Here is a 13,823-nt window from a genome sequence, read left to right on the forward strand (position 1 = left end):
CGCTCCCGCCTGCCCCTCACAGCTAAGGAGGGCTCATGGGTGAAGTGTGGATCCGCACCATCAACAACGGATTGGTCCGGGCCGACAAAGTCACGGAAATCGCGTCCACCCGGGGGTCTCTTCATGAGGACCAGGGTTTTGCCCTGAAGGTCATCGTGGACGGCAAGGCCCACGTTGTGATTGACGACGGCGATCTGCCAGGCAAGCTTCCCGAACGGCTGGAGCACGCACAGCACCTGGAGGATGCCCTGCTGTTCGCCCTCGACGAGGCCCGCGAAGCCGACGCGTCCATGGTGGTCTTCTTCGAGCCGCAGAGCGACCGCTGGGCACTCGCCGCGGCGGCGGAACTGGCCGGCGGGATTCCCGCCGTCGGATAACCCCCGCCGGCGGCCCTCCACTAAAGCGCGAAGGGACAGTTAAGCCCCTCTTCCAAGCGCGAACAGGCAGCAGATGACGCCAAATCCCCCATTTGAGGTCATCTGCTGCCAGTTCGCGCAAATGGGAGTTCGCGCTAAACGGTGTGGCGCACGTGCGGGGTCAGGCGGCGGCGTGGCTGAACTCGGTGGCCCTGGCGGTGGCACGGCGCGGCGCGAGGATGCTCAGCGTGCAGGGTGTCTGCTGCGGGTCAATCCTGGCGGGCAGGTGATGCGTCTCGGAGCAGGCCTGCAGTTGCCGCATTGCTTCGGGATCGACGCGGGCATTCCGCACGTCCAATTCCAGGTCGAGGTTGTGCTTCAAGGCGTTGGCGCGTTTCACCACTACGTAGAGGGCTTGAATGCTGTGCACGGTGACGTGGCCTTTGGCGAGAACCTGGGCCTTCGCGTGGTCGAGATCTACCCGGACAAGAATGCTGAGCTTTTCGGACAAGATAATCATGCCTTCCTTGCGTGGCTGCGACGCTGCAGCCGGAGGCCGCGACGCTGCGACCAATGGCCGCGCCTCTGCAGCCTCATTCAGAATAGGCAACGAATGTGACATGCGCAACATCCCGACCCGTTTACGTCGGAGCCCGCCGCGGCGCCTACCCGGCCAGCCCCCGCACTCACCCGGATTAGACATTTCCGTTACTGACAATTCGAAACATGTGAACTTACTGACAATTGGCTGGAATCGTCTGTCATACTGCCAGTGCCTGTTGGTTTCATTGCTTAAGGGCTAGCGGGACACCAAAAATGGATTCGCTGGACAGGCCGGGCAGAAAACATCGCATTCATCGGTCTCAAAGCAAAGGTCTCAGCCATGAAAAATCCTTCCCCGCGTACACGTAAAATCGCATTGCTCGCAGCCGGGCCGCTGGCGGTCCTGGTGGCCGGCGGCATGGTCTGGCAGGGCTCCCAAGCGGCCTTCACCGCCTCCACCCGCAACGCCGGTAGCGCCTGGAGCACCGGCAACGTGGTGCTCACGGACGACGACCTGGGGGCAGCGGCCTTCACGGTGGAGAACATTGTGCCTGGCCAGACCGGCCAGAAGTGCATCGTGGTCACGTCCAACGCCAACGTGCCCGGTGAGGTCAGGGTCTACACGCAGAACCTGATCACCTCGAAGGGCCTGGAGGACCGGATTTTCTTCGATCTTGAGCGGGGCACCGGCGGCTCCTTCAATGACTGCACCGGCTTTACACCCACGGCCAACACAATCCCGGAACTGCCCATCTCCAGACTGGCCGCGGTCAACCGGGACTTCGCCACCGGCGGCGCACCCTGGGATACCACCGGCACTCCCGGGGAGGCCCAGAGCTACCGAGGCACGTGGCGGTTCGACACCACCGGCCTGAGCCAGGACGCCATCAACGCCCTGCAGGGTGCGCGGGTGGGCCTCGACCTGGTGTGGGAACTCCAGTCGGACGAGTCCCCGGTCCTGCCCTAGCCACGAGGTTACGGCACTAGCAAAACTGTGAACCGGGAGGAACCCGGGTCCGCCCAGAACTCCTCCTGGTGGGGCCCGCTGTTTTCCGCCGACGGATGGGCGCTCTTTGTGGCGTCCACCCTGTCGCGGCTGTATCTGGGCGTGATGCTTAGCCTTGCCCTGATTGCGGTCCTGCCTGCCCTGCTGGGTTGGCACGGCACGGTGGTCCAGAGCGGTTCGATGGAGCCGCACATCAGCGCGGGCGACGTTGTCCTTGCGGCCGCATTCGGTCCCGACCAGCGGGTTCCCGTCGGCGGCGTGGTCGAGTTCACCAGCCCGGCGGAGGCCGAGCCGAGCGGCGTGGAAAAGACCCGCCTGCACCGGATCGTGGCCGAGAATCCGGACGGCACCTTCGTCACGGCCGGGGACGCCAACGCCGAGGTGGACAGCACCCCTCTGGACCGCGGGCAGATCTCGGGCCAGGCCCGCATCCTCGTTCCGTCGATCGGGCTCCCCGGTTTGTGGCTGGGCCTGGGCAACTTTCCGGCCTTGGCCTTGTGGTCAGTGCTGACGCTGCTCGCCGTCGTCGCGGCCCTTTTCGGCGGGCGTCCCGCAGGGCAATCAGAACAGACGGACGACGGCGGCACTCCCCCGCCTGCCCACAGCACCCAGGCGCACCGCACCAAATCATTTCGCCTCCGCACCGGCAGCACACTGGGCCTCGTTGCGGCTTTGGTGGCCCTGGTCATTGCCGGCGCCACCGTTTTCTCCTCGGCCGCCTTTACCGCCAGCACGGCCAACGCCGCCAACACCTTCGGTACTTCCGCCGACTGGAATCCACCCACCGTGAGCCTGGCCAACCCCGGAGCCACGGTGAAGGGCACCGTGGCCCTCACCGCTGACGCAGCCGACGCCGAATCCGGCCTCCGCAGCGTCACCGTCGAATACCAGCGGGCCGGGGCCAGCACCTGGACTGCACTCTGCACGCCCGCCGCCCAGCCCTACTCGTGCAGCTGGAACACCACGTCCGTGACGGACGGCAGCTACAGCCTGCGCGCCGTGGCCACCGACAACGCAGGCTTCACCACCACCTCGGCCATCCTCGAAACACGGGTGGCCAACACCTATGTTGTGGTCCTTGCCGATCCCGGCGAGATCCAGCGCGGCTCGGTCAGCTTGTCCACTACAGTGTTCAATCCCCCCGGCGTCATCAGCACCGTCCGCGTGGAATACTCCGTGGCCGGGGCCAACAGGTGGAACACGCTCTGCACCGCGCTCCTCGCCCCGTACAACTGCACCTGGGCAACCGGCACCTTCGCCAACGACTACTACGACCTCCGGGCTGTGGCGGACTCCGGCCCCAGCAGCACCTACTCCGAAACACTGACCGACATCCTGGTGGACAACCTGGCACCCACGGTCAGCATGGTTGATCCCGGAACCCCGCTGAGCGGCATCAGGACGTTCACCGCCACCGCGGCGGACGCCCATTCCGGCATAGCCCAGATGCAGCTCCAGTACGCCCGGACCGGCACCAGCACCTGGCTGCCCATGTGCACCGTGGACGTGGCGCCGTACTCCTGCCGGTTCGACACCACCACCCTGGCCAACGCCAGCTACAGCTTCCGCGCCGTGGCCACCGACGCAGCAGGCAACAGCACGGCGTCCGCAGCCATCGCCAACCGCGTGGTGGACAACACCGTTTCCTCCGTTTCCGTCGAAGATCCGGGCGCCTACCTGACCGGCACCGTCACCCTGAACGCCGCAGCGAACTCCACCGCCGGCGTCGGGAGCGTGCGGATCCAGACGGCCCCGGCCGGCACCACCACGTGGACCACCCGCTGTACTCTCGCGGCGGCACCGTTCGCCTGCGCGTGGAACACGACCATCGTCCCGGACGGCCTCTACGACTTCCGCGCCATCCTCACCGACGCCGCCGGCAAGGAGACCATTTCCGCCACCGTGACCGGACGCCGGGTGGACAACAGCCCCCTGCGCGCCACCGACGTCCAGGCAACCAACGGTTCAGGCGCACTCGGGAAACTGGATGCCGGCGACACTCTGAGCTTCACGTACAGCCAGCAGGTCAACCTCGCCAGCGTCACGCCCGGCTGGGCCGGCGCCCCGCTCCCGGTGACGGTGCGGCTGCGCGACGGCACCCTGCTGGGCCTGGGCAACAGCGGCGACACCCTGGATGTCCAGCGGCCCGGCAGCACCGTGAATCTGGGCACCGTCAACACCAAGGCCGACTTCGCCAAGAACCGCAAGACCATCACCTTGAACGCCACCATGACCGCGGCAACCGTGACCACCGGCGGGGTGCCGCGCACGGTAGTGACGGTCACCCTGGGCAGCGCGGCCAGCGGCAGCGCGAACCTGCGCACCTCGTCCACGGCGGCGGCCATGGTGTGGAGCCCGACGTCGTCCGTCACCAGCAGCGCGGGCGTCGCCTCCTCCACGGCGCCGGCCACCGAGACAGGGACGCTGGACCGGGACTTCTGACGGATCCGGTGGTTGAGCCTGTCCCCGGCGCCTGTCGAAACCCAGCCACTCCCTCTGACATGAGCTGCTGCAGATGGAACGCCGGTCCGGCCATAGGATCTGAGCATGCATATTGCCGTTCCAGGAGGTACCGGGGCCGTTGGCCAACATGTCGTCTCTATTGCCAGGGACCGCGGACATCGGGTGACAAGCCTGACCCGATCGGAAGGCGTGGACCTGTCGACGGGCCGCGGCCTGCACGAAGCCCTGCACGGTGTGGACACCGTTATTGACGTCTCCGGAATCCAGACGATTTCCACCAGGAAGGCCGTGGACTTTTTCACCGCCGCCACCCGGAACCTGCTCGCAGCTGAGGTGGCGGTTCAGTGCAGGCACCATATTGCGCTCTCGATCGTAGGCATCGACACGGCTGTTTCTGGCCTGTACGCCGGGAAGCTCGCGCAGGAGGATGCCGTCCGGCACGGAGAGGTGCCGTGGACCATCCTGCGGTCCACTCAGTTCCACGAGTTTGTGCCTATGGCCATCAACGCCGCCTCGATCGGCCCGGTGGTCCTGGTTCCACAGATGATCACTCAGCCGGTCGCGGCGCGGGAAGTAGCTGGGGCGTTAGTGGATGCAGCAGAGCAGGGACCCCGCGGACGGGTTGCTGATCTTGGCGGTCCCCGTCGGGAGCAGCTCGCGGATCTGGTCCGCGAATACTTGCGGAAATCCGGGCAGCGGAAGCTGGTCGTGAAGGTACCGGCACCCGGCGCCATGGGTCAGGCCATGCGTCGTGGTGACCTGGTCCCGGCGGCAGGCTCCGCCGTCGGACGCCAGACGTTCCACGAGTGGCTGGAAACCAGGCGTCCAGTCGACTAGTGGCGTTGCCTGTGACGCATCACCGCGGCAGAGAGCCCCATGATGCCCATGAGAGACCCGAGGGTGATTGCCAGGCCTGTGAGGTATTCAAGAATGGTCATCGTTGACGCACCTTTCATATGGCTGATGCGCTGACGCTAGGGGTCGCTGCTCAGGATCAGCCAAAGGTGGCAAGGTGCATTCACTCAAGATTCCGGCGCCCACGAAAGTAGGGAACGGAGGAACGAACCCCTACCGGTACCCGTCCACGATCGACGCTGCGATTTCCTTGTATGCCCGCCGCGTATCCGGCTTCAGCACGTCCAGGGTGACCAGGTCGCCGTCGGCTACACCCCTATCGTGCGGGACGGCGATGAGCTGGCGGCAGATCCCGGCGAGGTGCTCCTCGATGGCGTCCTTGTCCACGCGGGAGGAGACCTCGTCCTTGTCTGTGATAACAACGACGGCGTTCCGGGCCAGGTCCTCGTACCCGTGGCTCGCCAGCCAGTGCAGGGTGCTGCGGGCACGCTTGGCCCCGCTCACGGCATACCCGGCGGCGATGATCAGGTTGTCCGCGGACTGCAGGATCCCGCTCATGGCGTTGTGGGTCACGCCGGTGCCGCAGTCGGTCAGGGCCACGGAGTAGTAGCTGGAGATGAGCTTGCGGATCCGCAGGTACTCGGCGGCCGTGAGCGAGTCGGAGACCTCCGGGTCCTGCTCCCCCGCGATCAGGTGCAGCCGGCCGGCGTGGTGCATGTACCGGGCCAGCGCGGTGAGGGAGTCAACACCGTCGATGTTCTTGAGCAGGTCGGTGATGGTGCGCGGGCTGGCCTGCTGGTAGATCCCCTCGCCGAGGGCGCGCTCCACGAGGTCGCCGGAATCCGGGTTGGCGTCGATGGCGCAGGGCGGGTCGCCGCGGAATTCGGCCAGCGTCAGGCCCACACCCACCGTGGTGGAGGTTTTGCCGATGCCGCCCTTGAGACTCAGCACCGCCGTGTTGTAGCTGCCCTGCAGCTGGCGTGAGATGCGGCGGCCCAGTTCGTCTTCCTCGCGCTGCTTGGCGCCGGGCCCCATGTTCCAGGCCCCGCCCGTGAGCGAGTAGAGGGCGCCGCGGACGCCGCCCACCGGCCGCGGTTTCTGTTCGCGCACGAACAGGCCCGGGGAGCTGATGAAGTCAGGCATGGGGCTGTCGGCGATGACGTCTGCCGCCGTGGGGCGGATGCGCCGGAACGCCGGTGCTTCGTCTGAAACGTACGACGACGGCGGCGCGGCTTCGGCGCCGTCGTACGCCACTGCGGGGGTGCCTGAGTCCGGCTCGGCTGGCTGCCCGGCCTGCGGCTGCGCGGTGACCGGCGGCCTGGCGGGCCGGCGGGTGGGCGCAGGGACAGAGGTGATGGGAGCCGAAGGTGCGGGACTGGCTTGGTCGGCGGCGGCCGCCGCCTCCGCCCAGGAACTGCGGCGCGGTACGGGGGTGACGGCGTCGGAGGTGTTGGAAAGATCTGGCGTTACTGCTGGCATGGTTCCTGTCTGGGCATCCTGCAGCGCACCGTCGGCGCGACGGAGGTCACGGCGTCGCCGGGGCGGTTGCTGTAGCCCTGCATCTTCTGCGATGGGGCGTGCGTTCTGATCCGCCGGATCGGGCATGTCTGTCCCCCCAGGACTTTCGGCACAAGGTTCTGCGGCACTTTACGGACTGATTCAATCAGTAAGTCTAGGCGCTGGGGCAGAATTGCGAGGTCAGCCGCGGGTGAGCGCGGCGATGACGAGTCTCCGAACGTTAGAGTGATCCCCCACGCGATCAGAGGTGACGCTATCGGTTCATCACGCCTACTGACAGGTCACGTCAATGTGACACTCCTCCCATCTAGGACAATTGAGCGCGAACATGAGGCACTTCAGTTGGCCGCTAACCTGATCGCTGCATCGCTTGCCCCGGGCGAGTCAACCTTCGCTGAACGCCTCATTGGCCCGTTTCCTTGGCTCGGATTCCTGCCGATCAACCAACGCGAAGACTTCGCATCCGAAATCGTTGAAGTCTCCCGGGCCTGCGCTTCAGTATCGAAGTTCGTCGACACGTGGTTCCGGCAATGAAGACGGATTCCAGTTCCTCAGTGCAGCGGCCGTGTCTCCTGCAGCCGCTTGATGAACCAGCGTGACTGCTCCGGGCCGTAGGGCAGCACGGGGATGGCCTTGGTGGCGTCGGCGGGGGTTTCACGGATGGACTGCTGGGCCTGGCGGACGGCGGTGGTCATGGTGTTGGCCATGGTTTTGACGAACTGGTCGCTGCAGGGCTGGCCGTGGCCGGGGATCAAGAACTCGTACCGATGGCGCAGGGCGGAGATGTGGCGCAGGCAGTCGGCCCATTCCTCGGGGTAGGAGTCCTCGAAGGACGGGTGCGCGCCCTGCTCCACGAGGTCGCCCACGAAGAGAGTGGTGGCGGTGCCCACCAGGAGGTCGCCGTCGGTGTGGCCGCGGCCCAGGTAGAAGAGCGTGACGGTTACGCCGCCCAGGTCCACCAGCACGGGCTGGTCCTTGACGATGGCGTTGGGCACCACCAGTTCCACGTTCTCGCCCTCGCCCGTGGACATCTCCGGCTCCAGCGTTCCCACAAACCGGCGCTGCAGGTCCCCGTGGTCGTCGATCTCCTGGGCGCAGTTTTCGTGCGCCCAGAACTCAGTGGCGCCGTCGGACGCGAACGCGGCGTTGCCGAAGAAATGGTCATAGTGTGCGTGCGTGTTGACGACGACGAGCGGCAAGTCTGTCTTCTCCCGCACCGCGTCCAGGATCTCGCGCCCCTGCCGCGGCCCGCAGCCGGTATCGATCACCATGGCCCGCTCGGAGCCCACAATCAGGCCGGTGTTCAGCAGTGATCCTTCGGTGACCAGCACGTAGTTGTCCGCGCCGACCTCGAGCCATTCTGACATTGTTTCTCTGTACCTCCGGAAAGCGACTGCGTTCTTCTTGGCCTCGATTCTACCCATGGGCCCTTGGAGTTCCCGGGAGGCGGGACGCGGCCTCGGCCGCATGTGGAGATCCACATTCCCAACCGGGATTTCGCCTTAAATCCATCGATCTGCGTAACATCTCGCTATGCAGACAAAACAACACACGTGCTTCTGCGCCGAATGCGGCAGGATCACAAATCACGTGACCCGCTACGAAAAGGCCGACGGCGGTGGCCAGCTGATCGCGAACGTGCGGTGCGCTGAGCACACGGAGGAAGCCGTCTGACGTTCCAGTGTTTCCGACAACAAGAATTCATGCCGAAGCGGCAGTTCAGCTGGCGCTTACCACGTAGAACCAATCGGGTGTTAAACGGCTAGACGTCCGCCAGCACGGCCCCGGGGTTCTCCATGCCATCCGCTACAAACCTGAGGAACCCGGCCGCTGTGCCGCCGTCGCATACTCGGTGATCGAAGGTGAGCGTCAGTTCGGTGACCTTGCGGACCGCGAGTTCCCCCTCCACCACCCACGGCTTGTCTATGATCCGGCCAACTCCGAGGATGGCCACCTCGGGGTGGTTGATGATAGCTGCGGATCCGTCCACTCCGAAGACGCCGTAGTTGTTCAGGGTGAAGGTGCCGCTGCCCAGTTCCTCTGGCGTCGCCTTGCCGTCGCGTACGACGGCGGTGAGCCGGCGGATCTCGGCGTCCAGTTCGCGGGCGCTGAGTTTGTCCGCGTTGCGTATCGAGGGGACCATCAGTCCGCGGTCCGTCTGGGCCGCGAAGCCCAGGTTGACGCCGGCGAAGCCAACGATCTCCTGGGAGCCGTCGGCAGCAGTTTCGATGCGGGTGTTGAGGTCCGGGAATCTTTTTAACCCAGCGGTGACAAAACGCGCGATGAATGCCAGGAGCCCCGGCGTATTGTGCGGATCAGACTTCTTGAGGCCTGCCCGGAGTTCCACCAGCGCCGTGGCATCAACATCAACCCAGACAGTGGCCTCAGGGATCTCCGAGCGGCTGCGGGACATGTTGGCTGCAACGGCCTTGCGGACACCCCTGACGGGTGTCCGGGAGGAAATGCCCAGGCCTGTGCGGGTGTCGACGCCACCGGTGGTTGAGCCTGGGGCCACGACCGCGGGGTTCCCTGACCGAGCCTGCGAGGTTAGGGGGCGGGTGGGGAGCGAAACCTCAACCACCGGGGTGCTGATCGCCGCTTCAACGTCTTTACGCATGATCAGCCCGCTGTCACCCGAGCCGTGAATGTCGCCGAGGTCGACACCGTGTTCACGGGCCATGCGCCGGACGAGCGGTGAAATGACGGCTCCCAGTTTCCCGGGAACGCGCGTCCGGAGAAGCGAGATGTCGACCTCCGGGATTTCGACAGGCTCAAGCACCGAAGCGACAGGCTCAGCGACCGTGCGGGGAGCCCGGGTTCGCCGGGCGGCGCCGCTGCCACCGGGAGTCCCATACCCGATCAGCACATTTCCGGACCCGGCCTTTTCTTCTTCTCGGTAGGTATCCGCTGCGGCGGTCTCGACAGGCTCAACCACCGGCGCCGTCGCACCAATCGGCGCCACGGAAATCAGCGGCTTGCCCACATCCAACGTCTGGCCGGGCTCGCCGTGGAGCACCGTCACAGTGCCGGCGTACGGGGACGGTACTTCCACCATGGACTTGGCCGTCTCCACTTCGGCGATGGGCTGGTCCACGCGGATCTCATCGCCCACGGACACCAGCCAGTTGACCAGCTCGGCTTCCGTCAGGCCTTCGCCAAGGTCCGGAAGCAGGAATATTTTCGTTTCACTCATGGTCAGTTCTCCCACTGGAGGTCGTCTACGGCGTCGAGGATGCGGTCCACGCCGGGCAGGTAGTAGTGCTCGAGCTTCGGTGCGGGGTACGGGACGTCGAATCCCGTCACGCGGCGGATGGGAGCGGCGAGGTAGTGGAAGCAGCGCTCCTGGACCCGCGCCACGATCTCGGAGGACACGGACGCAAACCCGTGCGCTTCGGCGATCACCACGGCCCGGCCGGTCTTGCGGACGGACGCGCACACGGTCTCGTCGTCGAAGGGGACGATGGAGCGGACGTCGATGACTTCCAGCGAGCGCCCCTCCTCCGCAGCAGCGGCGGCCGCCGCCAGCGCCGTCGGCACGGACGGTCCGTAGGCGATGAGCGTCGCGTCGGTCCCGGAACGGGCGACGGCGGCACGGCCTTCCGAGGACGTCCCGGCTTCCGCGTTGGCGGCGTGCTGCGCCCGGAGATCCTCAAGGTCCACCAGGTCTTTGGACCAGTAGAGCTTCTTGGGCTCCATAAACATGACAGGGTCGTCCGAATCGATGGCTTCACGCAGCATCCGGTAGGCGTCGGCCACGGTAGCGGGAGTGAACACCTTCAGGCCCGCCGTGTGGGCGTAGTAGGACTCGGAGGAGTCGCAGTGGTGCTCCACTCCTCCGATCCCGCCGGCATAGGGAACCCGGATGACCATGGGCAGCTTCACGGCCCCCCTGGTGCGGTTGTGCATCTTGGCCACGTGGCTGACGATCTGCTGGAACGCCGGATACGCAAACGCATCGAACTGCATCTCCACCACCGGCCGCATCCCGTTCATGGCCATCCCCACGGCCATGCCCACGATGCCGGACTCGGCCAGCGGGGTATCGAAGCAGCGCTGCTCCCCGAAGGTCTTGGTGAGCCCGTCCGTGATGCGGAAAACCCCGCCCAGCAGGCCCACGTCCTCGCCGAAGACCAGGACGGACGGATCGGCGTGCATGGCATCCGCCAAAGCCGTGTTGAGGGCCTTGGCCATGGTGACGGCCTGCGGTCCGCTGGCCTCGACGGTCGCCGCGGCGGAAGCCGCAGCCCGGGCCGTTGCTGCGCTGACGTTGCCGTTCGCCTCGGACGATGTGGTGATGGTCGGACTCATTTCGGGGACTCCTCAGACGACGCTTCGCGGGCAAGTTCGTCGGCCAACATGGCGGACTGCTCCTTCAGCTGTGGTGTTGGCACCGAGAACACGTGCCGGAAGAGTTCCTGGGGGTCCACCGGGACGTCCTCGCCCAGGCCGTTCCGCAGCTGGGTGGCAACTGCTTCCGCCTTTTCTGCGATTCGCGCGGCGCCGTCGTCGTCCAGCAGTCCACGGCCGGTGAGGTACGTCTTCATCCGGCTGATCGGATCCTTGGCCAGCCACTCGGCCACCTCGCTGTCCTGGCGGTAGCGGGTGGCGTCGTCGGCGTTGGTGTGTGCCTGCATCCGGTACGTGTGTGCCTCCACGAGGAGCGGCCCGGACCCTTCCCGTGCGAGCTTGACGGCCCGGTCAAGCACGGCGAGGAGGGCCACCACGTCGTTGCCGTCCACCCGTTCGCCGGCCATGCCGTAGCCCACGGCCTTGTGGGCGAGCGACGGCGCCACGGACTGGTGCGCCAGCGGCACCGAGATGGCGTACTTGTTGTTCTGGACGAAGAAGACCACCGGCAGGTGGAAGACGGCGGCGAAGTTCAGGGCCTCATGGAAGTCACCTTCGCTGGTGGCGCCGTCCCCGCACATCGCCAGGACAACGGTGTCCTCGCCGCGGAGCTTGGCCGCGTGCGCGACACCCACGCCATGCAACAGCTGGGTAGTCAGGGGCGTGCACTGGATGCCCACCTTGTGCCTGGCCGGATCGTAGCCGCTGTGCCAGTCACCCCGGAAGATGGTCATGGTCTCTACGGGATCAACTCCCCGCGCCATGACCGCCACTGCGTCCCGGTAGGTGGGGAACAGCCAGTCGCCGTCGGAGAGGCAGAGTGCGGCTGCCACTTGGCAGGCTTCCTGGCCATGGCTGGACGGGTACACGGCCATGCGCCCCTGACGGACGAGCGCAGAGTTCTGGTCGTTGACCCGGCGTCCGACGACGAGCTGCTCGTAGGCGGCCACTAGTTCCTCATCGCCAGGCAACGGGTACTCGTGGCCGGGTTCTGTGCCCTGCTCGCTTTCTGCTTTGAGCCGTCCGTCCGGGTCCACCATCTGGATCTGGTGACGGGCGGGCAGCATGTAGTCCTCCACCGTGATGCCGAACTTCCGTACCGCTTCCGATACAGCATCTTCAGCCGCCAAACGTTGTGCTTGGTCCGGCGCAGAGTGGTCCGCGGAGATCGTCATTGGTCCGTCCTTCTGTAGCCACTAGTTGCTTCCAGTATCGCCCTCGAGGAAGTTTCGTATCCAGTACTTCGCCGAATCGTGGAAGATTCCGCCGGATGAACCTACTCTGGAAGACGAATTGAAATGTGATCTGGACAACGAGCAGGAGCGGTGGACGAATTGGCACGACTTGAAGGAGAGTCCGGGGAGGTGCCCCTGGACGACGTCGATCGGCAGATCATCGCCGAACTCACCGGGGACGGGAGAATGTCCGTGACGCAGGTGGCCGAGAATGTCCACATCTCCCGGGCGCACGCGTACACCCGCATCGCCAGGCTGACCGGCGAAGGTGTGCTGACCAAATTCACGGCCTTGGTGGACCCCATCAAGGCGGGCCTCAAGTCCTCCGCCTACGTGACGCTGAAGGTGAGCCAGCATTCATGGCGTGAGCTGCGCGAGCAGCTGCGCGCGATCCCGGAGGTCCACCACATCGCGCTCGTGGGGGGCGATTTTGATGTGATCCTGCTGGTGCGCGCCATCGACAACACCGACCTGCGGCGGGTGATTTTCGATCAGCTGCAGTCCATGCCGGGCGTGCTGGACACGCAGACATTTCTGGTGTTTGAGGATGTTGATACGCGGTAGGTTCCCGGAAATCCCTGCAGGCTGCTAGGACGCGCGTCCGGCTGGCTCCGGGACGGGGCGGACGGCGGCGGGCTCGAGCCTTCTGGAGGCCCAGCGGCGGATGGGCGTTTCCACACAACGGAATGACCCAGTGCGCCAGCAGCACGGTCAGGGCAAGCGATCCGATGGCCAGTCCTGCGAGCAGTGCCAGCGCAGTGGGGCCGGCGGTCCAGAAGAGATCAAACCGTTTGCCGGGTGTCCGGCTCTTTGAACAGGGGAAACGGCGATCACCAGGGCGAGCCCTGCCAGCGGGCCGCCCAGCGTGCACCGGCCTGCAGGGAGGTGTGGAACCTGGAGCCCGGGCTGACGGAGGCAAACAGCAGGGCCAGCGTGCACCCCGAAAGCAACTCGTGCCCTGGTGTCCGGCCCGTTGTAAAGTCGGTTCAGCGGTACGCCGCCGGATACCACGAGAAACGGTTCCAGCAGGAATGCCGCCCCCAGGAGGGCCGCGATCCAGGCGACAGTGCGGACCTTCCAGAACCGCATCATGACCAGAAGGACCAACGGCCAGACCAGGTAGAACTGTTCCTCGACCCAGGGTCCAGGTGAGGCCCAGCGTTTCGCCGGCAATCGGGTCACCGAGCAGTCCGAAATGGGCCAGATTCATCACGTAGGCAGCTGCCGGTAGGACATATTCTCGCTGGCCGCCCCACCCGGACGCAGGAAAGATCAATCCGACCACAACGATTACTGCGCAAAGGACCAGCAGCGCTGGCCAGAGCCGTGGGAGCCGCTTGGCGTAGAAAACTCCCAGGCGCAGCCGGCCCGTGGCGCCGTATTCCGGCCCTTCGCAGTTGAGCGTGGTTAGGGCGATCTGAGACCTCCGCCGCGGTTTCGTTGCGGCGTGGTGCGGCAGGAAAGAGGTCAGGGCCTCTTTGAATTGGTAGCGACCAAGCA

At 65.7% G+C, this 13,823-nt stretch carries 12 protein-coding genes; 6 read left to right on the forward strand and 6 right to left on the reverse strand.

The window, feature by feature from the left end:
- Positions 1-35: 35 nt before the first annotated feature.
- Complete coding sequence (locus ACZYZ4_RS17975) at positions 36-377, forward strand: hypothetical protein (RefSeq protein WP_463863089.1); 342 nt, start codon at positions 36-38, stop codon at positions 375-377.
- A 160-nt stretch (positions 378-537) separates the two neighbouring features.
- On the opposite strand, the gene ACZYZ4_RS17980 is transcribed toward ACZYZ4_RS17975, so the two are convergent.
- Positions 538-876, reverse strand: a complete 339-nt coding sequence (locus ACZYZ4_RS17980) for a hypothetical protein (protein ID WP_463863091.1) — start codon at positions 874-876, stop codon at positions 538-540.
- A gap of 363 nt (positions 877-1,239) precedes the next feature.
- On the opposite strand from ACZYZ4_RS17980, the gene ACZYZ4_RS17985 reads away from it, so the two are divergent.
- From ACZYZ4_RS17985 to ACZYZ4_RS17995, 3 genes are all read left to right on the forward strand, one after another.
- On the forward strand, positions 1,240-1,866 hold the full coding sequence (locus ACZYZ4_RS17985; protein WP_463863092.1) for a hypothetical protein: 627 nt from the start codon (positions 1,240-1,242) through the stop codon (positions 1,864-1,866).
- A 27-nt stretch (positions 1,867-1,893) separates the two neighbouring features.
- Positions 1,894-4,347, forward strand: a complete 2,454-nt coding sequence (locus ACZYZ4_RS17990; protein ID WP_463863094.1) for an Ig-like domain-containing protein — start codon at positions 1,894-1,896, stop codon at positions 4,345-4,347.
- 105 nt (positions 4,348-4,452) lie between these two features.
- Positions 4,453-5,205, forward strand: coding sequence for an SDR family oxidoreductase (locus tag ACZYZ4_RS17995; protein ID WP_463863096.1), 753 nt, complete (start codon positions 4,453-4,455; stop codon positions 5,203-5,205).
- 231 nt (positions 5,206-5,436) lie between these two features.
- On the opposite strand, the gene ACZYZ4_RS18000 is transcribed toward ACZYZ4_RS17995, so the two are convergent.
- Entirely contained in the window at positions 5,437-6,702 is a 1,266-nt protein-coding gene (locus tag ACZYZ4_RS18000; RefSeq protein ID WP_463863097.1) for a MinD/ParA family ATP-binding protein, read from the reverse strand.
- Positions 6,703-7,292: 590 nt separating this feature from the next.
- Positions 7,293-8,108, reverse strand: a complete 816-nt coding sequence (locus tag ACZYZ4_RS18005) for an MBL fold metallo-hydrolase (protein ID WP_463863099.1) — start codon at positions 8,106-8,108, stop codon at positions 7,293-7,295.
- 166 nt (positions 8,109-8,274) lie between these two features.
- Here ACZYZ4_RS18005 and ACZYZ4_RS18010 point away from each other — a divergent pair, with 166 nt between their 5' ends.
- Entirely contained in the window at positions 8,275-8,415 is a 141-nt protein-coding gene (locus ACZYZ4_RS18010) for a hypothetical protein (protein WP_463863100.1), read from the forward strand.
- 88 nt (positions 8,416-8,503) lie between these two features.
- Here ACZYZ4_RS18010 and ACZYZ4_RS18015 read toward each other — a convergent pair whose 3' ends face one another.
- From ACZYZ4_RS18015 to ACZYZ4_RS18025, 3 genes are read right to left on the reverse strand one after another with little or no spacing between them, the layout of a single operon-like run.
- Positions 8,504-9,934: a dihydrolipoamide acetyltransferase family protein gene (locus ACZYZ4_RS18015; RefSeq protein WP_463863101.1), complete on the reverse strand. Its 1,431-nt coding sequence runs from the start codon at positions 9,932-9,934 to the stop codon at positions 8,504-8,506.
- A 2-nt stretch (positions 9,935-9,936) separates the two neighbouring features.
- Positions 9,937-11,049, reverse strand: coding sequence for an alpha-ketoacid dehydrogenase subunit beta (locus ACZYZ4_RS18020; RefSeq protein ID WP_463863102.1), 1,113 nt, complete (start codon positions 11,047-11,049; stop codon positions 9,937-9,939).
- Positions 11,046-12,263: a thiamine pyrophosphate-dependent dehydrogenase E1 component subunit alpha gene (locus ACZYZ4_RS18025; protein ID WP_463863104.1), complete on the reverse strand. Its 1,218-nt coding sequence runs from the start codon at positions 12,261-12,263 to the stop codon at positions 11,046-11,048. Before ACZYZ4_RS18025 ends, ACZYZ4_RS18020 begins: the two co-directional genes overlap by 4 nt.
- Positions 12,264-12,422: 159 nt before the next feature.
- On the opposite strand from ACZYZ4_RS18025, the gene ACZYZ4_RS18030 reads away from it, so the two are divergent.
- Positions 12,423-12,887, forward strand: a complete 465-nt coding sequence (locus ACZYZ4_RS18030; RefSeq protein ID WP_463863106.1) for an Lrp/AsnC family transcriptional regulator — start codon at positions 12,423-12,425, stop codon at positions 12,885-12,887.
- Positions 12,888-13,823: the final 936 nt, after the last annotated feature.

The organism is Pseudarthrobacter adonitolis (genome assembly GCF_055412845.1).